Genomic DNA, 17,357 nt, shown 5'->3' with positions numbered 1-17,357 from the left:
CTATGGACGTGCATCCCGGGTGGGTTCGGAGCGGGTATGACGATACTGCGGGCCCAAAAGCCTATTATATCAATCTCGAAGCCAAGCCCGGGAAGGGCGATCTGGTCGAGCAGTTCCTGAGCGACATTCTCGCTGGCGTAGAGCAGGAGCCTGGAACCGGCCCGTGGTTCGGGTGCCGTTTTTCCGAGACGACGTTCGGGATTTTCGAGGCGTTCCCGGATACCGCGGCTCGCAATGCTCACGGCGTTGGACCCGGGGGACGAAACTTTCTCAGGTCGGCCGAACTGGCGGACATGCTCGCCTATCCGGCGCATTTGTACCGCCTCGACGTTATGTTTGGAAAATATGATGTGATGTTTGGGAAGAAGGTGGTTTCCGGCTGAATTTTCCCGCGATCGCGTGAATCTTTTTTGCGGCGAGGCGGTCACGGCGCAATTTCTACGATCATACCGTGACGCTCGACCTATCTGACCTGGCGCGACGCGTTGTTGTGATTTTTGGCCCTGCCGCGTGTGCGTGCGGGCTTCTATGGGAGAACAATATGAAGATTTATGACTGGCCCACGGGGCCTTATCCGGCTCGCGTTCGTATGGCCCTGACCGAGAAGGATATGGAGTCCAGAATCACGTTCGAAAAGGTCGATCTTTGGAAGGGGGAGCACAAGATGGCGGGCTTCCTGAAGAAGAACTACTCGGGCACCCTGCCGGTGCTGGAGCTCGACGATGGGACGTTCATCGCCGAATGCACGGCCATCACCGAATATCTTGATAATCTTGATGGAAATCCGATTTTGACCGGGAACACGCCCCGCGAGAAGGGGGAGATCCACATGATGAGCAAGCGCGTCGAACTGGAGGTGATGGATGCGGTCAGCGTCTATTTCCACCATGCGACGCCGGGCCTTGGGCCGGATGTGGAACTCTACCAGAATAACGAATGGGGTTTGAGGCAGCGGGACAGGGCCCTGAGGGGCATGCGCTATTTCGATTCCGTCCTGCGAGAGCGCCCGTTTGTCGCTGGCGAGAAATTCTCGATGGCCGATATCACCCTCGTGGGCGGCCTGATCTTCGCCGCCATCGTGGAGTTGTCCATTCCCGAAGAATGCACCGCCCTGCTTGCCTGGCATGAGAAAATGAAAGAGCGCCCTAGTGTCAAAAAACAACTCGAAATTAAAGCATAGTATAAGAACAACTCTTAACAGGGGAGGAGTTGCGCCTCTCCTCCCTGCAAAGCGGGGCATCAGAAGATGCGATCATTCACGTTTCATGCGCCGAGTGCGGTGTACTTTGGCCAAGGCGTAGCAAGCGCATTGCCCGATGGCGTCGCGGCCTTGTTGGGGCCCAGAATTCTTATCGTAATTGATGCAACTATACACAGCCTGGGACTTGCGGATCCTTTCATCGCCAGTCTGCATGCGGCTGGCAGCGCCGTCTCGCTTTTCGACGGCGTGTCGCCTGAGCCGCCGGACAGCAATGTCGAGATTGCAGTCGGTATGGCCAGAGACATGTCAGCAACCGGCGTAGTAGGCATCGGCGGCGGATCGGCGATGGATGTCGCAAAGGTTGTCGCGCTGGTCGCCGGAAGCAGGCAGCCGCTGGATCAACTCTACGGTGTGAATGTCGCTACTGGTCCGCGCCTTCCTCTCGCGCTGGCGCCAACAACCGCCGGAACGGGTTCCGAGGCTACGCCCGTTGCAATTCTTGTAGCGGGAAACGCAAAGAAAGGTGTCGTCTCTCATCACCTTTTGCCTGACGTCGCGATCCTTGATCCCGAATTGACGGTAGGACTGCCGCCAGCAGTGACCGCTGCAACCGGTGTCGACGCTATGGTCCATGCGATCGAGGCGTACACCTCAGCATCGCCGAACCGGAACCCGGTATCGCAAGGGCTCGCCCAACAGGCGTTACGCCTTTTGGGTGCTAATATCCGCCGTGTAGTCGACGACGGTTACGATCGCGATGCTCGAGGCGCCATGCTGCTCGGATCTTTTCTGGCGGGTCAGGCGTTCGCCAATTCGCCGGTGGCGGCCGTGCATGCGCTTGCTTACCCGATCGGCAGCCGCTTTCATGTCGCGCACGGCATCTCGACAGCTTTGATGCTGCCGCACGTCATGCGGTTCAACCTGCCAAACGCAGCGAGCGATTACGCCTCAATCGCGGCCGATATTTTTCCCGATCTCGCCGAGACGCCCCTTCACGAACGGGCCGACGCGATGATTCGGGCTGTGGCTGAACTCATTTCGGCAATCGGTTTGCCGACGTCGTTGCAGGCCCTCGCCATTCCTGAGCAGAGCCTGCCGGACATGGCTGCTGAAGCCATGCAGCAGACCCGTCTGCTTATCAATAATCCTCGGCCTGTAACGCCGGAACAAGCCCTCCGCATTTACCAAGGAGCCTATCGCTGATCGCGTGGGAACATGAAGAATGGATCGTAGAGTTTATTTCACTCCAGCGCAGTTGGGGCGTCACGCCGTGCCCAACCGTATTGTCCTGCCGCCTCTGACCCGCCAGCGCGCGGCCCAGCCCGGCGACGTTCCAACGGATCTCATGGCGGACTATTATCGCCAGCGAGCGAGCGCTGGTTTCATGATCACTGAAGGCGCTCAAATCGAACCACGGGGGCAAGGCTATTCCTGGACGCCCGGTATCTACAGCGAAGAACAGATCGCGGGGTGGCGGAAAGTCACACAAGCGGTTCATGCCCAAGGGGGCGTGATCTTCGCTCAACTCTGGCATGTAGGGCGTGTCTCCCACAATGCGCTACAGCCGAATGGCGAGGCTCCGATTGCGCCATCCGCCATTGCGCCGCAGAAGGTCAAGGCCTTCATCGAAACCGGGCCGGGCGTTGGTGAGTTGGTGCAGCCGCCGACGCCACGTGCGCTCACCGTTCCTGAAATCAGGGAGCTTGTGCAGATGTACGCCCAAGCGGCGCGAAACGCGATCGAGGCAGGCTTCGACGGCGTTGAGATACACGCAGCGAACGGCTACCTGGTGAACCAGTTTATCTCCGCTCGCGCCAACCAGCGCCAAGACGAATATGGCGGCTCAGTGGACAACCGATTGCGTTTCCTCCGGGAGATCGTCGCGGCTGTGTCCGAAGCAGTCGGGCCGGACAGGCTCGGCGTCCGCTTTACGCCGCTCTTCGAGAGCACCGATCAGGACCGCGTGTATATAGGCCTTGTCGAAGACGATCCGCACGCGACATATATCGCCGCTATCAAAATACTTGAGGACGCCAATGTCGCTTATGTGTCGATCGCCGAAGCCGACTGGGACAATGCGCCAGATTTGCCACTGAGTTTTCGAAAGGCGGTTCGAGCGGTTTATTCGGGTCGCGTGATCTATGCTGGAAAATATACCCCTGAACGCGGGGCGCGCCTGCTTGAGACTGGTTTAGCGGACTTCATTGCTTTCGGCCGGACTTTTATCGCCAACCCCGACCTGCCTGCCCGCATCTTCAACAGTTGGCCGCTGAATCCGTTGCGCCCTGAGTATCTCTACGGCGGCAGCGAAAAAGGTTTCACCGACTATCCGGTCTACTCGCAGAGCGCCAACGTCGAACCGCTTTAAGCGCCCGGCAAGGTTGAGGCGCGTCAAGAACGGCCGCGCCGCTCACTCGCAATCAATACAGACTTCAGCAGGACGACGACATTATGACCAATGGTATCGAAGGTAAGGTGATCCTGATTACGGGAGGCAGCACCGGTATCGGCGCCGAGACTGCGCGCCTGCTAGCCGGACACGGCGCGAAAGTGGCGGTCGCCGCTCGACGTAAGGAAAAACTGGATGAGGTTGTGGCCGCCATAACGGCCCAGGGCGGCGAAGCGCAAGCTTACACACTCGATGTGACCGTCAAGGCGCAAATGGAAGCCGTTGTCGCCGCCGTTGTCGCGAATTTCGGCCGAATTGACGTGCTGATCAACAATGCGGGGGTCATGCCTATCCGTGCGATGGCAGAGGTTAACACCGAGGAATGGGACGCGATGATCGACGTCAACCTCAGAGGAACGCTTTACGGCATCGCCGCGACGCTTCCCCGCTTCATCGCTCAGGGGAGCGGGCACATCATTAACGTAAGTTCTGTTGCTGGCATCAAGGTCTTTGCGCCCGGCGGCACGGTCTATTCCGGCACGAAGTTCGCCGTCAGCGCCATCTCGGAAGGATTGCGTCAGGAGGTCGGCGAGAAGATCCGCGTCACTTCGGTCGAGCCGGGCGCGGTCGAGAGCGACCTGAAATTCAGCACGTCGGGCGCAGCGACGGAAACTGTCCTCGATTTCTACAAGCAAGCCATCCCGGCAAGTTCTGTAGCGCGCGCGATCGCGTTCGCGGTGGAGCAGCCGGCGGACGTCGACATCAACGCGATCGTGCTTCGCCCGACCAAGCAGGAATTCTGACCACTCAAAAACATGGGCGCGCCACCAGATTACGCCCCACCGATGGAGACGCCAGTGGCAAGCAAGATACTCGATACCTTGAAGACCGACGGATGGTTGAGGCAGCAAAACGCCATTGACGGCGTATGGCGCGATGCAGAGAGCGGCAGGAGCTGCGATGTCACCAATCCCGCGACAGGCGAAATCATAGGCGTCATCGCCTGGGCTGCGGCAAGCGAAACAAGGCAGGCGATCGACGCGGCGCAGGCTGCTTTCAACGGGTGGTCGACGACGTTGGCCAGCGAGCGTGCGGCGGCGCTGCATCGCATGGCCGCGATTATCCGGGAGCATGCCGACCTGCTCGCCTCGATGTTGACACTGGAGCAGGGAAAGCCTCTGGCGGAAGCCAAGGGGGAGGTCCTGCTTGGCGCGAACTACGTGCAGTGGTTCGCGGAAGAGGCGCGTCGCATCAATGGTGAGATCGTGCCGTCGCCATGGAAGGGCAACCAGATACTGGTGACCCGCGAGCCGGTGGGCGTTGTCGCCGCTATCTCGCCATGGAACTTTCCCTTTTCTATGCTGTCCCGAAAGATCGGGCCTGCGCTCGCAGCCGGCTGCACGGTCGTGGTCAAACCGTCCGAGTTCACGCCATATTGCGGGCTGGTCTGGGCGGTCCTGGCCGAGAAGGCGGGCATTCCCGCAGGCGTTGTCAACGTCGTCACTGGCGACGCCGTGGCGATCGGCGCGGAACTCACCAGCAATCCGCTCGTGCGCAAGCTCACCTTTACCGGATCAACTCGCGTAGGCAAGTTGCTGTACGCCCAGTCCGCAGCAACTATGAAAAAGCTGTCGATGGAACTCGGTGGGAACGCGCCCTTCATCGTCTTCGACGATGCTGACCTCGACAAAGCTGTCGATGGCGCGATCGCTGCCAAATACCGCAACACCGGACAGACCTGCGTCTGCACAAACAGGTTTTATGTTCAGGACGGTATTTACGATGCGTTCGTAAAGCAATTTACTACACGCGTTAAGGCGCTCAAAGTTGGGGGTGGCTTCGAAGAGGGCGTGCAGCAGGGGCCGCTGATCAACCAGGCGGCCCTCCAGAAAGTCACTGCGCATGTGGACGACGCATTGGCGAGAGGCGGTGTGTTGCTGGCCGGAGGCAAGCCGCATCTACTGGGCGGCACGTTCTATGAGCCAACGGTGATCGGTGACGCAACCGAAGACATGATCGTGGCCCATGACGAGACCTTCGGTCCTGTGGCGGCGCTGTTTCGCTTCAAGGACGAAGACGAAGGGGTTTCGTCCGCCAATGCTACCGAGTTCGGCCTCGCCGCCTACTTCTACACACGCGACCTTGCGCGCGCCTTTCGCGTCGCGCGCGCTCTTGAGTCCGGCATGGTCGGGATCAACGAAGGCATCATCACCACAGAGGTCGCACCCTTCGGCGGGGTCAAGGACAGCGGCATCGGGCGGGAAGGATCAAGCATGGGCATCGAAGAGTTCTTGCACGTCAAATATATGAGCCTGGGCGGTCTTTAGGGTTGCGTTTTCTTTGCAATACTCAACGCGATAAAGAGAAATATTTATGTTCAAAAACATAATTTAACAAATCATATGGCGACGATTTTCGTCCGTTCTGCAAATCGTCGCCATCCTTACGTATCAATGCTGTAGAGTTTTGGCGCGCATGTTCGTCAGCAGCCGCGTCGACGTTTTCCTAATACAGGAGCGCCCAATAATGCCTCAACTCCACATAGCTATAATGTTATTTATCTTGCTGGGCGCATTCCCTGCACAAGCCCATGCACCACTTCGAGTTCGCGGGACTATCGCAGCGATTGACGACGCAGGCATCACTGTGAAGGAACGAGACAACGTTCTGCGTCGCCTATCGATAAACCCACAAACCAAATACGCTGCAGTGGTCCCATCCAGCCTCACCGCGATCCAGGTTGGCAGTTATATTGGCAGCGCAGTAAAACTGTCCGCAAATCACCTCATTGCTGTCGAAATCGCGCTCGTTCCGGTAAGTATGCGCGGCGGGAGGGTCGGCTACTATTCGTGGGACCCCTTGCCCGACACTTCAAAAGACGATGATAACGGCGACAAGGGCGTTACCCAGACCACAGAGCCTATTGCTGCCGCATCAACGCCACTGACGCCTACTATTATGACGAATGGTGTAGTGATATCTCAGAAAGTGAGTTTTGGCGGACGAATTCTCACTGTGAATCTGGCAGGCGACAAGATCGTAATGATTAGGGTCAGGTCACATGCGCCCATCGTCGAATTCGTGCAGGCCACGCATACACTGGTTAAACTAGGCTCTGCGGTCGTCGTATGGACGAAGCCCGGTAATGAAGCTCGTTTAGTCGCGGTAGGCCAAGGCGTCACGCCCCCCATGTGATCTGCTTTTCGCTATACTTAATCTGTTTCCAAACGCGCGATATTCGCATGGTTAACAAAATAAATTAATATCCATAAAAATTTAGTTTTCACTTCAAAAAATCGGTTGCGTAAGGACGTGAGCGGCAATGCCGACGCACCTGAACAGGCCACTATAGAAGACCCGAGGTTTATCCGTTCACACTGGGTCACCGATACAGTTCTGGCTTGTGGTTTTGGCGAGTCTCTGTATCCGACCAGCTGATGAATGATGCTCTAGCGCGGCAATAGTCAGTCGTCGCGCTTGTGGCCGAAATGCAGGCTGCAATAGGGCGCGAAGCGCGAAAATTGAGATACTTGTTGCCTTCGTCGAAAAAATCCTGTCGTCATAACGTTCCAAGCCAGAAGATGTTTATCAGCTCATCACTCCCAGCTTGAAGGCAGGCCAGTTTCTTGAGGTCGCAGTAGGCGGTTTCTCGCTGGAACGTGGATAACATATCGGCAGAATCAGCGCGGGCACAGGAAAAACTCAGCCGTGACGTCGACGGAAAATCGAATCGCCTGATTATCGCTTTACCAGACGCGGCCTATTGCCGACGCGCATTGTAAACCCGCGGGATCAGATCTGTGAGATGCCGCCGTCAACCACCAGTTCCGCGCCAAGCATATATTTGGATTCGTCGCTCGCCAGAAACAACGCAGCTTGGGCGATTTCATCAGCGTCAGCGATCCGGCCCAGCGGCACGCGCGCAGCGATTTGCTCCTTGATTGCTTGAACCTGCTCGGGAGCTGCCCCGCTGCGACCGTGCAAGGGCGTGTCGACGCCGCCTGGACTGAGCGCGTTGACGCGGATCTTGCGATCCATAAGTTCACGCGACCATGTGCGCGCCAGAGACCGAACCGCCGCCTTTGACGCTGTGAGCAAGGAAAGCCCTGGTCGGCCAACATGGATGATGAAGGATGTCGTCAGGATCACCGAGGCGCGTTCACGAAGGATTGGCGAAACAGCCTTCATCGTGAAGAAAGTGCCCTTCATGTTGACGTCCATGATTTCATCGTAACGCGCCTCGTCGGTGGTCGGGAGCGGCGTGGGATAGGCAATGCCGACGTTGGCAAAAAGGATATCGAGGCCGCCGAACGCTTCACCAACACGCTGACTGACGGTTTGCATCTCCGCCGTGGACCGAACGTCAGCGGCGAATATGAGCGCATCATTGCCCAGCTCGTCTCGTAAGGCTTCGAAGCAACTCGCGTCGCGCCCTGTCACCGCGACTCGCGCTCCTTCACGAATGAACAGCTTCGCGGTCGCCAGGCCTATGCCGCTGGTGCCCCCCGTGATCAGTGCAGTTTTATTTTTCAACCTCATAGTTTTTTCCTCGCTAATTCGGGTTATATGGGTGTCGCTGTTTCGGTCCGGCGTGGTTAGCCCGGGGCCTCAAGGAAGCGGTGAAGCGTCGCTCGCGCCACGATATCGACGCGCCGATGCGCGTCTTCCAGGGCGTCGGCCATCCTGTTGAGAACCGCCTCTCGAACACGGCTCGGCGCTGTTTCTGGCAGACCAGCGTCACTGGGCGGCGAAGGCGCGTACTCAAGCAGAAGCTGGACCGATTGAGCCGCCTCATCTCCCCAAAGTTCCGCGATGAGGATCAGCGCGAAATCAATTCCTGCGGTGACGCCGCCGCCGGTAATGATATGACCATCCCGCACCACGCGTCCGTCTTCGGGGATCGCTTCGAAAGACGTGAGCATCTCACGCCACGCCCAGTGACAGGCCGCGCGACGTCCTTTCAGCACACCAGCGGCGCCGAGGATCAGCGACCCTGTGCAGACCGAAGTAATGTAGTTCGCGCGGCCAGCAAGGCGACGAATCGCCTGGAGGAAGCGTTCATTCTCCATCGCGGGAATGCAGCCTAAGCCGCCGGGAACGCACAACACGTCACAATGTTCAATTGTTTCGAGATCGGTGAGGTTCGCGAACGTCAGTCCATGCGAGACGATGGGCGCCCCATCCAGGGACGCGACGATCACATGGGCGTCGGGAATGGTGCTCAGAAACTGATGCGGTCCGGTGAAATCGAGATGGGTAACCCCTCGGTAAAGCGGAATCAGGATGGTGATCATAAACGCCTCTCTCCCTCTTCGCTTGGAGTATGCCGACGAAAGGAGTGGCGCAAAGGGCGTATATCCCTTAATTTGCGCCCTTATGCACAACGTAGGTTTTTTCGTTTACCCGGGGCATCAGCTACTGGATCTGGCTGGCCCTCTCGCGGCCTTCGAGGCGGCGACACAAGTCGCGGGCCCCCCTTTGTACGGGCTTGAGGTTTTGTCGCGCGCTGGCGGTCTGGTCAGGAGCAGTAGTGGCGTTCCTGTAGCCACCGAACCGAGTCGCGACGCCAACGTGAACACCCTCGTCATTTCTGGTGGAGACATCGCTCCTATGCTGTTGCCGGACGAGACGCAGGCGGTCGCACGTCTGGCCAGCACGACGTCGAGGATAGCCAGTGTCTGCACCGGCGCATTTCTGCTGGCTGAGGCGGGGATGCTCGACGGAAAACGTGCGACCACGCATTGGCGGATGGCGCATCGGCTGCAACGGAGCTATCCAGCTGTGGAGGTGGATGCTGACAAGATTTTCATCACAGATCGCAATGTCTGGACATCGGCAGGCGTGACGGCAGGCATCGACCTCGCTTTGGCGTTGATTGAGGCTGACCACGGGCTGGAACTGACGCGTCAAGTGGCCCGGGAGCTTGTCGTCTATCATCGCCGTGCAGGCGGACAGTCGCAATATTCCCCAGTATCCCAGATGGAACCGGAGTCTGACCGTATAAGAATTGCGTTGGCTTTTGCACGTGATCGCCTGCATGAACCATTACCAATCGAACGCCTTGCGGACGCCGCCCATTTAAGCCTTCGTCAGTTTGGACGCGCGTTCAGGCGGGAAACGGGCGAAACGCCAGCGAGAGCGGTCGAGCGGCTGCGTATCGAAGCCGCTCGTGTAAGAGTGCAAGATGGCTCCGAACCTGTGGAGGCGATCGCGCAGGCGGTAGGTTTCACTGATCCGGAACGCATGCGGCGTGCTTTTATCAAACACTATGGCATGGCGCCCCAGGCGGTTCGCCGCATTGCTCGACAGGCCGGGAAACCAGAGGTCAATTCGTCATGAACCGCCATAATAGTTTGCCAACGGCGTGTTATAGCGTTTCCATAACGTATTTTGAATTACTGGCCTGTATGCCCGCCGGACGGCTGTAACCCGGTGGGCATTCTGTTGAAGCGATTACTTGACAGTTGCGACCGAGCTTTTAGTGAAAGCAGCGCCTCTGCCCGGCGCGCCATCACGGCGGTGACCCAAAATCAGGCGTGTTGCCCGAGCATAGCTGCGCATTTTCTCTTACCGTCTTAACGCGGCAATGCTGCGTATCTCGATTTTCAGGTCGGGTGAGGCCAATGCGTCGACACCAATGATCGACCATGCCGGGTAAGGCTTTGCGGTGTATTTCTTTTTTATTTCCATGAAAGGTTCAATGTTGTTTTTTAAATCAACATGATAGCTGACGACTTCGACAAGATCCGCCATGGTCAGTTCCTCAAGGCGCAGAATCTCCGCCGTCCGCTGCAACGCCAGTTCGGCTTGCTCTGCTACGGTGTCTGCAATCCTTCCATCGGGGCGGCGTCCAACCTGACCGGCAATAAAGAGCAACCCGCCAGCGCGAACGGCGGGGGAATATCCGTATTTTTCATACGATCCGATACTGGCGGCAAAAGTAGGATTGTCTTTTGGAATCCTGAGGACCGTTTTGTTTTCCATTCCAGAGGGATTTTTGACATCCGGCGTGTGGGCGCGCGCTGGCGCCATGCTTGCGACGCCGCCGACAGTGCCGGCGAGCGTCATTACAAAGCGTCGGTTAAGCGGTCCCGTCATCGGTTCTGCCTCCAGGTGTGAGCCTCAGTTGTAGCGAATAGTCATACCGAATCTGGTGAATGCGGCATGGAGTTGCATCTGGATTCAAATATGTAAAAACCTCGGGGAACGATTCATTCAGCAGGGGGCAAATGGAGTTCACGCCTCGCTTATGAAAGGTACGCCTCAGTGACGATCTCAACCGCAACGGAAATTCTCATGAATCCCGCCCCAAGATGACATCGCTCTATTGAAAAAATCTCAAGAATGCACTAGATACGGTTGATCGATTCTGCCAGTAATCAATCGACTGATCGATCCCCCTTCACCGTCTATGATTTGTGAGCGATCAAACGACTTTGTAGCCCAGGATTGACGACAATCGGATTCGATGTGTCATAATTCTCGTGATGATCGGTGCTCTGTGGTTATTTTTGCTGGTCGTAAATTACCTTCGAATAATGCACAAACGCACTGACGGGGTTAACTGGGTCTATCAGTTTTCTTTCCCCACGAAAACGACATATATCCCTTCTTTTTGGACATAAGAAAAATTCCCGTCCGCTATGGACCGAATGGCGCTTGTTCAAGAACGCCGACCTGGTTCACTGCATTGGTCGAAACCTGAATGGTCAAACCGTTGTTGGTGAGCCTGCCGCCATCGTCTCACTGAAAAATAATAAATCTTCCCTGAAGCGCCGAGAATTGTCATACACAGCACGATCATGATTGAAGATGGCAGCCGAGGTCGAGAGCGCCTTGAACATCATTATATCTTTGTCTCAGACACTCCTGGGCGTCGATATTGAGGTGGTTTCGAGCAAATGCGGCGTCATCAGGTCGCTGCAAGGATAGGCGGGGGATCGGCGGGCGCTGCGGGGGGATTGCGCGTATGGTTTAAACGGGCATTGTCGCCGCCGTGCGTCGTCCTGGAAAGTGACGACGTCAGAAAATTGGGATATTTTCTGAGCGCATTTGTGCCATGATGGTCAAAAAATATACAATAATACGGGGCTAAAGCAGATATCTACTGCGTGAGGACGAGCAACATCGTGCGATTGCGGCGTCATGGCGTTGCTTCGCACGCTCGTCAGAACGCGTAAGAAACTGTGCACGCAGCGGAATCGACCAGGCGCTCTGATACGACAACAGGATGTATGGACGTTATCCCGCCTTTCCCAATAAACGAATTCAGAAAGAAAATCATGCAGTCGCACTCTTCGCGCTTTCGTTTACTCCGTCAGGTTAGTTGTTTAGGCCTGTTGGCTGTTACATTCACGCTCACCGCGCAGAGCCGCGCAACAGAGCCGCTCCAGCGGTTTCCGACAGTAAACAGAACAAGCATAGCATTTGTAGCGTCCGGAAATCTATGGCTCGCACCTAAAGCCGGTGGACCTGCGAGGCCTTTGACCGTCGGGACGGATCAGGTCATGTCCCCGCACTTTTCGCCGGACGGCGAGACCATTGCCTTCACATGGCGTCATGAGGGCGCAAATGATATCTTTGTCGTGCGGGCCGCAGGCGGCGCGCCAGTCCAACTCACGCACGGTCCGTCAACGAGCGCATACGACAACCTCGTCACCGGATGGACTCCCGATGGCGGCAGCGTCCTGTTTCTGTCGCATCGCAACGCAGCGCTACGAAAGCATTTCGAAACTTACGCAGTTCCTACCACAGGCGGCCTTGCTACGCCGTTGGGCATTGACCATTCGGGCCTTTCCAGCATGTCTCCGGACGGGGCGCGTATCGCTTACGACTGGAGCTTTCGAAATCTAGGAGGCGACCGGTGGAAGCGTTATCGCGGAGGGCAGGCTGGAGAAATTTTTATCTATGATCTTTTGCGCCGCCGGCTTGATCGTGTCACCACCTGGATCGGAACTGACACCGCCCCGATGTGGTGGCGCAATCGCATCTACTTCCTCTCGGATCGCGGTCCTGAACAGAGGCTCAACATCTGGTCGATAGATCTCGACAGCAGAGCCGTTAGGCAGATTACTCATTTTATGGACTATGACATTGATATGCCGTCGATCGGCCCCGGCGGCATCGCCTTCCAGGAGGGCGGTCGCGTCCACCTGATCGACCTTCCGTCAGAAACGGTGCATGACGTTCAGATCACCACTTCAGAGCCGACGATACGGCCCCGGAAAGTTGTTTCAGGCGTAAACTTTTTGCGCTTGCAAGACATCGCGTCAACGCCAGATTTTGCGTTGGGCAAAAGCCCTCGAGTTGCTTACGTTTCCGCTCACGGAGACCTCTTTGCTGTGGGGCCTGACGGAAGCTCGGTCAACGTCACTCGTACGGCAGGAGTAGAAGAAGACCATCCGTCTGTCTCGCCCGATGGAAAGGCTCTGGCGTTCATCACCGATGCGGATGGGGAACAGCAGGTCGCTATATTGCCACTCAACGCCGCCAGCCAACCGAGAACTATCACCCATTTCCAGTCTGGTGTGCTTTACACTCCACTCTGGTCCCCCGATGGACGTCGTCTCGTCGTGGCCGATGCGAACAAACGATTGTGGATTATAGGCGCTGAAACCGGTCATGTTGAGCAGGTTGCGAGCGATCCTTATGCCGAAATTCACGATGCGGCCTTTTCGCCCGACGGACAGTCTCTCGCCTACAGCACGACGCGTTCAAACGGCAACCGCGCAATCCATATGAGGTTCTTGGAAAGTGGAGAGGACGTCGTCCTGAGTTCGCCGCTGGAGAGCGACCATGACCCAGCCTTTACAAGTGATGGGAAAAGCATTTTCTTCGTATCCGCGCGACGAGAGTATCCTTTTGTGTCCGACCGCGATCACGAGGGAACGATCGCAACACTCTGGTCGGATGGCCTCTATCGCGCTTTAGCGCCGCGTGGCGCCCATGACAGAATAGAGATTTTTCAGACATCCGCTCAAGAGGTTCCCGAGAAAATCGTGGGTGGAATCTCGAATCTTGCTATTAAAAATAATATTCTTTTCTATCATGAAACTGCTCTCAACGGGATTGACGGCAAACTACCCGGGCAAATCGACCGCCTCCACGCCTTTAATGTGACAAGCGTCGCGGATCAGGTGATCTCTACCGAAGTTGATGATTACATCCTATCGCCGGACGGAACAGAGGCTCTCGTTGCAAGTGGCGATGACCTCAAGCTGATCACGATCAGGAACGGCTTGCAGCGGAAGACAAGGACGATCAGTCTCAGTAAGCTAAAAATCCAAATAGATCCGGACGCCGACCACCGTGAGATGTTCGAGCAGGCATGGCGGCTGGATCGCGACCTGTTCTGGGACCCAAAGCTGAACGGCGTTGACTGGTCGGCCATTCATGACCGTTACGCTCTTCTGGTCTCTCGGCTGCGATCACAGGAGGACATGACTTATCTTTTGGGTGAAATGCAAGGAGAGCTTTCGGCAAGCCATATGTTTATCACGCCTGGGCCGGTTGACACGGGTAGTCCTCGAACCACGACGGCGCTCATTGGTGTTGACTTCGTGCTCGACAGCACCTCGGGCCGATATAGGATGGCGCATATATACCGCGGTGACGCCACAAGAGAGCGTTTCCGGGCGCCCCTTTGGAATCCTGCATTTGACGTTCAGGATGGAGATTATTTACTGGCGGTTGACGGGGATCAGTTACAAGCTCCAGACGATCCGTATCGTTTGCTAACGAATAAGAAAGGAACTCTCCGACTGACAGTAAGTCGTAATCCGGATGGGCCTGCACGCACGATCCACGTCATCCCTATCGACGACGAGAGCGAAATCCGCAAGTTAGACTGGATTGAAATAAACCGTACAATAGTTAATAAATTTAGCGGCGGTCAAATCGGATACATCTATCTGTCTGATTTTAATGAATTAGGTTCTGAAGATTTTTTACGCCAATATTACGCGCAAATTGGCAAGGGTGGTCTTGTTATCGATGTCCGAGACAATTTGGGCGGCTTTGCGAGTCAGTGGGTTCTCGGCGCGTTGCGTCGCCTGCAAGCAGGCGTCTTTCGGAATCGCGAAGGTGCCGAGGTAGCCCTTCCGGAATCTGTATCTCCAAGAAAAATTGTTACTGTTACAGATATTTTTTCATCGTCAGACGGAGACCAGTTTCCCTATTATTTTAGTCTTTGGCATATGGGGCCCGTTGTTGGAGAGCGAACCTGGGGCGGAGTGCGTGGAATAAAGGGCCAGTGGCGACTGATCGACGCCACAGCCGTCACCATTCCGAAAGACTCCTTACTTACACCTGATGGTGATCAGATCATTGAGAACAAGGGCTCAGAGCCGTCCATTGCAATTGACGACAATCCCGCTATGCGCAGAGTGGGACATGATGTGCAGCTTGAAAAAGCAGTGTCTGTAGCACAGTCAATGTCTCAATGAATTCTTGCTGCGGAATGGCGGACTGTGCGAGGAATTTCGATCAACAAGCGCCGCTTGAACTGACGTCGAAACACGCGTTGCATTGAAGAATGATCGCCCCGGGGATGCTCAAGGGCAGAGTCCTGGCGCAACCTTTGAAGCCCGAACTCACAACGCTCGCTTTGACTTCCACACGCGTTGGATGAGCAACGATATCGGTAAGCCAAGACCAAACATGTGGATCAGCAACGCGGGCACGAAAGGCATTGGCGTCACCGACACGGGTGTCGTGAAAGCGGTGAGCGGCAGCACGAGAAGACCCATGATGAAGAATACTATGACGCCAAGAATGGGACCGCTGATCCATGCCCAGCGATTCACCGACGGGAGTTTCCGGACAACCAGCGCGTACGCGACAGATGGTACCACTGAGACAAAAAAGTGTAGAAATGTCCCAAGAATGAAACCGGTCGCGCCCGCATAAGCAGACATTCCCAGCAGACTGCTGGCCGCTAGTTGCATTTCCGGCACGACGCCGACGCCTCGAACCAATTGGAGGATAAGCACCGGCACAAGAACGATTGCACCGGCGGCAAGTCCTGCATTGCAGCCAAATATGACGGTGCGGAGCGCGCTACAATGGAAACTATCCTTTGTAGAAATAATATTGATGTTTTTTGTTTGATGTGTCGTCACGTCTTAACTCTCCTTTCGGCGTCACAAGGCGATCCCGGCGGTGATTGCACAAATTTCTTCTAAAATCGTGAATTAGGCGATTTTTTATGATTCCAGGCATGGAGGGAAGTCGATCGGTCGCGTCGTCTCGACAACCCGTTGCTGCCACGTGTATTTATCTCACTACTGGCTCAATCGATGGAGAGCGGCCGCAATGAGGTCTGAGATAGGCGTGGTCTGACGGCCTATCAGTCGCCCGAGGGCGGCGCCATCGTCAAATAGGGCTCCACGTGAAGCAGCCACATCGGCGTCTGCAAGTAAAGCGGCGAGATCTGCAGGTAGACCGACGCCTGCCAGCGCATCGCAATAGGCTGTCTCAGGCAGGTCGTTATAGGCGACCGTTTTGCCTGACTGCCGCGAGACCTCCGCCGCGAGTTCGGCAAGGGTAAAGGCGTGATCCGCAGCGAGTTCATAGGTCTTTCCGGCGTGCCCGTCAGTCGCCAGCACCGTTGCTGCGGCTTCTGCGTAATCATGCCGCGCTGCAGAGGAATATCGTCCATCTCTCGCCGCGCCGATGAAAGCGCCATGCTCAAGCGCGGCCGGAAGCGCCATGAGGTGGTTTTCCGCGTACCAACCATTGCGAAGGATGACGGCAGGTAAACCTGATTCCACGATCAACTCTTCCGTCTGCTTATGTTCGACGGCGAGTCTTGCTGACGACGTATCGGCGTGCAGCATGCTGGTGTAAGCGATTAGCGAAACTCCGGCTTTCGTGGCCGCGTCGATCACAGCGTGATGTCGCGGCAGGCGGCCCTCGACCTCGGTCGAGGAAATTAGCAGAAGTTTTTCGACGCCGACGAACGCAGGACCCAGCGTCTCAGGGCGGCTATAATCCGCTTCGCGTACGACTACGCCGCGCTTGGCCAGATCGGCCGCCTTCGTGGGGTTGCGGACCGCAGCAACAATTCGCTCGGCAGGAACGGATTTCAACAGCATTTCAATCACGAGGCGACCCAGTTGCCCTGTAGCTCCAGTCACTGCGTACATCAATTGATCCATTTCTGGTTGGGATGAATTCGAGAGCCACCAGATACCGGCTATAGTTACCGTTGGAAATCACATATCTTGTGGTTATCATCATTTTCCAGTAACCAAATGGAAACTGCTATCTGGGAGATGGGCAATGGTGCTCAAGTTACGGAAGAAGGTGGACGCCCTTCCAGGTTGTCCCATGTCCAAGTGCATGGACCTGATCGGTGGCTGCTGGACGCCGGAAGTCCTTTGGTCGTTAAGCGAAGGTTCACGCCGGTTCTCGGAATTGCGCCGGGACAACCCGTTCATATCAGCCAAGGTTATGACAAGCAGGTTGCGAGATCTCGAACAACGCGGTGTCCTGACCAGGAGGGTCATTCCAACATCCCCGCCGACAGTGGAATATGAGTTGACCGGGGTGGGTAAGGAGTTGCTTCCCGCGATCAGATCTATCGTGGATGTTGGGACGCGTCTTTTATTACGAGATCGCGAGAACGAACTGTCGGGTAAAAAAGGTGATAAGCAGAGCCTATTATAGGCGTGTTGCTCGTGCGTCGCGCGCGCTCTTCTCCGGAAAGCAAAAACTCCCAAGAGTCTGTCTGGCAATATGGGCTGGCGGGGAAGAGCGGATCGGGCC

15 protein-coding genes are annotated in these 17,357 nt (G+C 56.2%); 10 read left to right on the top strand and 5 right to left on the bottom strand.

From position 1 onward, the window contains the following. The 7 genes from G442_RS25615 to G442_RS24090 all read left to right on the top strand — a co-directional run. A partial coding sequence (locus tag G442_RS25615; protein ID WP_051291917.1) for a putative quinol monooxygenase occupies positions 1–383 on the top strand: 383 nt, incomplete at its 5' end. Positions 384–451: 68 nt separating this feature from the next. Then, positions 452–1,180, top strand: a complete 729-nt coding sequence (locus G442_RS0116720; RefSeq protein WP_246789505.1) for a glutathione S-transferase — start codon at positions 452–454, stop codon at positions 1,178–1,180. A gap of 66 nt (positions 1,181–1,246) precedes the next feature. After that, positions 1,247–2,404, top strand: a complete 1,158-nt coding sequence (locus G442_RS0116715) for an iron-containing alcohol dehydrogenase (protein WP_026398905.1) — start codon at positions 1,247–1,249, stop codon at positions 2,402–2,404. A gap of 19 nt (positions 2,405–2,423) precedes the next feature. Next, positions 2,424–3,569, top strand: a complete 1,146-nt coding sequence (locus G442_RS0116710; RefSeq protein WP_026398904.1) for an alkene reductase — start codon at positions 2,424–2,426, stop codon at positions 3,567–3,569. Positions 3,570–3,652: 83 nt separating this feature from the next. Next, on the top strand, positions 3,653–4,393 hold the full coding sequence (locus tag G442_RS0116705; protein WP_026398903.1) for an SDR family oxidoreductase: 741 nt from the start codon (positions 3,653–3,655) through the stop codon (positions 4,391–4,393). A 54-nt stretch (positions 4,394–4,447) separates the two neighbouring features. Continuing rightward, positions 4,448–5,917, top strand: a complete 1,470-nt coding sequence (locus G442_RS0116700; protein WP_307188553.1) for an NAD-dependent succinate-semialdehyde dehydrogenase — start codon at positions 4,448–4,450, stop codon at positions 5,915–5,917. Between the two features lie 319 nt (positions 5,918–6,236). Then, the gene (locus G442_RS24090; protein ID WP_211229165.1) at positions 6,237–6,785 is read left to right on the top strand and encodes a hypothetical protein; all 549 of its coding nucleotides are present in this window, start codon (positions 6,237–6,239) and stop codon (positions 6,783–6,785) included. Positions 6,786–7,382: 597 nt separating this feature from the next. Here G442_RS24090 and G442_RS0116690 read toward each other — a convergent pair. Both G442_RS0116690 and G442_RS0116685 read right to left on the bottom strand, forming a co-directional pair. After that, positions 7,383–8,129 carry an SDR family oxidoreductase gene (locus G442_RS0116690; RefSeq protein ID WP_026398900.1) on the bottom strand — a complete coding sequence of 249 codons (747 nt, stop codon included), beginning with the start codon at positions 8,127–8,129 and terminating at the stop codon, positions 7,383–7,385. 56 nt (positions 8,130–8,185) lie between these two features. Further along, positions 8,186–8,884 (bottom strand): DJ-1/PfpI family protein, encoded by a 699-nt coding sequence (locus G442_RS0116685; protein ID WP_026398899.1) that lies wholly within the window; start codon positions 8,882–8,884, stop codon positions 8,186–8,188. 82 nt (positions 8,885–8,966) lie between these two features. Between G442_RS0116685 and G442_RS0116680 the strand changes: the two genes are divergently transcribed. After that, positions 8,967–9,929 (top strand): GlxA family transcriptional regulator, encoded by a 963-nt coding sequence (locus G442_RS0116680; protein WP_026398898.1) that lies wholly within the window; start codon positions 8,967–8,969, stop codon positions 9,927–9,929. Positions 9,930–10,157: 228 nt separating this feature from the next. Here G442_RS0116680 and G442_RS0116675 read toward each other — a convergent pair whose 3' ends face one another. After that, positions 10,158–10,658, bottom strand: a complete 501-nt coding sequence (locus tag G442_RS0116675) for a RidA family protein (protein WP_246789503.1) — start codon at positions 10,656–10,658, stop codon at positions 10,158–10,160. 1,439 nt (positions 10,659–12,097) lie between these two features. Here G442_RS0116675 and G442_RS0116660 point away from each other — a divergent pair. Then, a complete protein-coding gene (locus G442_RS0116660; RefSeq protein ID WP_161628387.1) occupies positions 12,098–15,034 on the top strand; it encodes a S41 family peptidase in 2,937 nt (978 codons plus the stop codon). 147 nt (positions 15,035–15,181) lie between these two features. On the opposite strand, the gene G442_RS0116655 is transcribed toward G442_RS0116660, so the two are convergent. Together G442_RS0116655 and G442_RS0116650 are read right to left on the bottom strand one after the other, a co-directional pair. Beyond that, positions 15,182–15,709, bottom strand: a complete 528-nt coding sequence (locus G442_RS0116655; protein ID WP_211229164.1) for a hypothetical protein — start codon at positions 15,707–15,709, stop codon at positions 15,182–15,184. 162 nt (positions 15,710–15,871) lie between these two features. After that, complete coding sequence (locus G442_RS0116650) at positions 15,872–16,735, bottom strand: SDR family oxidoreductase (protein WP_026398894.1); 864 nt, start codon at positions 16,733–16,735, stop codon at positions 15,872–15,874. A 136-nt stretch (positions 16,736–16,871) separates the two neighbouring features. Between G442_RS0116650 and G442_RS0116645 the strand changes: the two genes are divergently transcribed. Then, a complete protein-coding gene (locus tag G442_RS0116645) occupies positions 16,872–17,258 on the top strand; it encodes a winged helix-turn-helix transcriptional regulator (RefSeq protein ID WP_035376815.1) in 387 nt (128 codons plus the stop codon). Positions 17,259–17,357: the final 99 nt, after the last annotated feature.

The sequence above is a fragment of the Acetobacter nitrogenifigens DSM 23921 = NBRC 105050 genome, assembly GCF_000429165.1.
Lineage (GTDB): Bacteria > Pseudomonadota > Alphaproteobacteria > Acetobacterales > Acetobacteraceae > Acetobacter > Acetobacter nitrogenifigens.
Note: the sequence above shows the minus strand (reverse complement) of the source record. Positions and strands in the feature narration are given on the sequence as shown.

What these genes read in the sequence shown, in the direction of transcription:
- G442_RS0116660 (WP_161628387.1), top strand. Translation starts at nt 12,098, where the DNA reads ATGTCCCCGCACTTTTCGCCGGACGGCGAGACCATTGCCTTCACATGG.
- G442_RS0116690 (WP_026398900.1), bottom strand. Translation starts at nt 8,129, where the DNA reads ATGAGGTTGAAAAATAAAACTGCACTGATCACGGGGGGCACCAGCGGC.
- G442_RS0116680 (WP_026398898.1), top strand. Translation starts at nt 8,967, where the DNA reads ATGCACAACGTAGGTTTTTTCGTTTACCCGGGGCATCAGCTACTGGAT.
- G442_RS0116715 (WP_026398905.1), top strand. Translation starts at nt 1,247, where the DNA reads ATGCGATCATTCACGTTTCATGCGCCGAGTGCGGTGTACTTTGGCCAA.
- G442_RS0116705 (WP_026398903.1), top strand. Translation starts at nt 3,653, where the DNA reads ATGACCAATGGTATCGAAGGTAAGGTGATCCTGATTACGGGAGGCAGC.
- G442_RS0116675 (WP_246789503.1), bottom strand. Translation starts at nt 10,658, where the DNA reads ATGACGCTCGCCGGCACTGTCGGCGGCGTCGCAAGCATGGCGCCAGCG.
- G442_RS0116645 (WP_035376815.1), top strand. Translation starts at nt 16,872, where the DNA reads ATGGTGCTCAAGTTACGGAAGAAGGTGGACGCCCTTCCAGGTTGTCCC.
- G442_RS0116710 (WP_026398904.1), top strand. Translation starts at nt 2,424, where the DNA reads ATGGATCGTAGAGTTTATTTCACTCCAGCGCAGTTGGGGCGTCACGCC.
- G442_RS0116685 (WP_026398899.1), bottom strand. Translation starts at nt 8,884, where the DNA reads ATGATCACCATCCTGATTCCGCTTTACCGAGGGGTTACCCATCTCGAT.
- G442_RS0116650 (WP_026398894.1), bottom strand. Translation starts at nt 16,735, where the DNA reads ATGTACGCAGTGACTGGAGCTACAGGGCAACTGGGTCGCCTCGTGATT.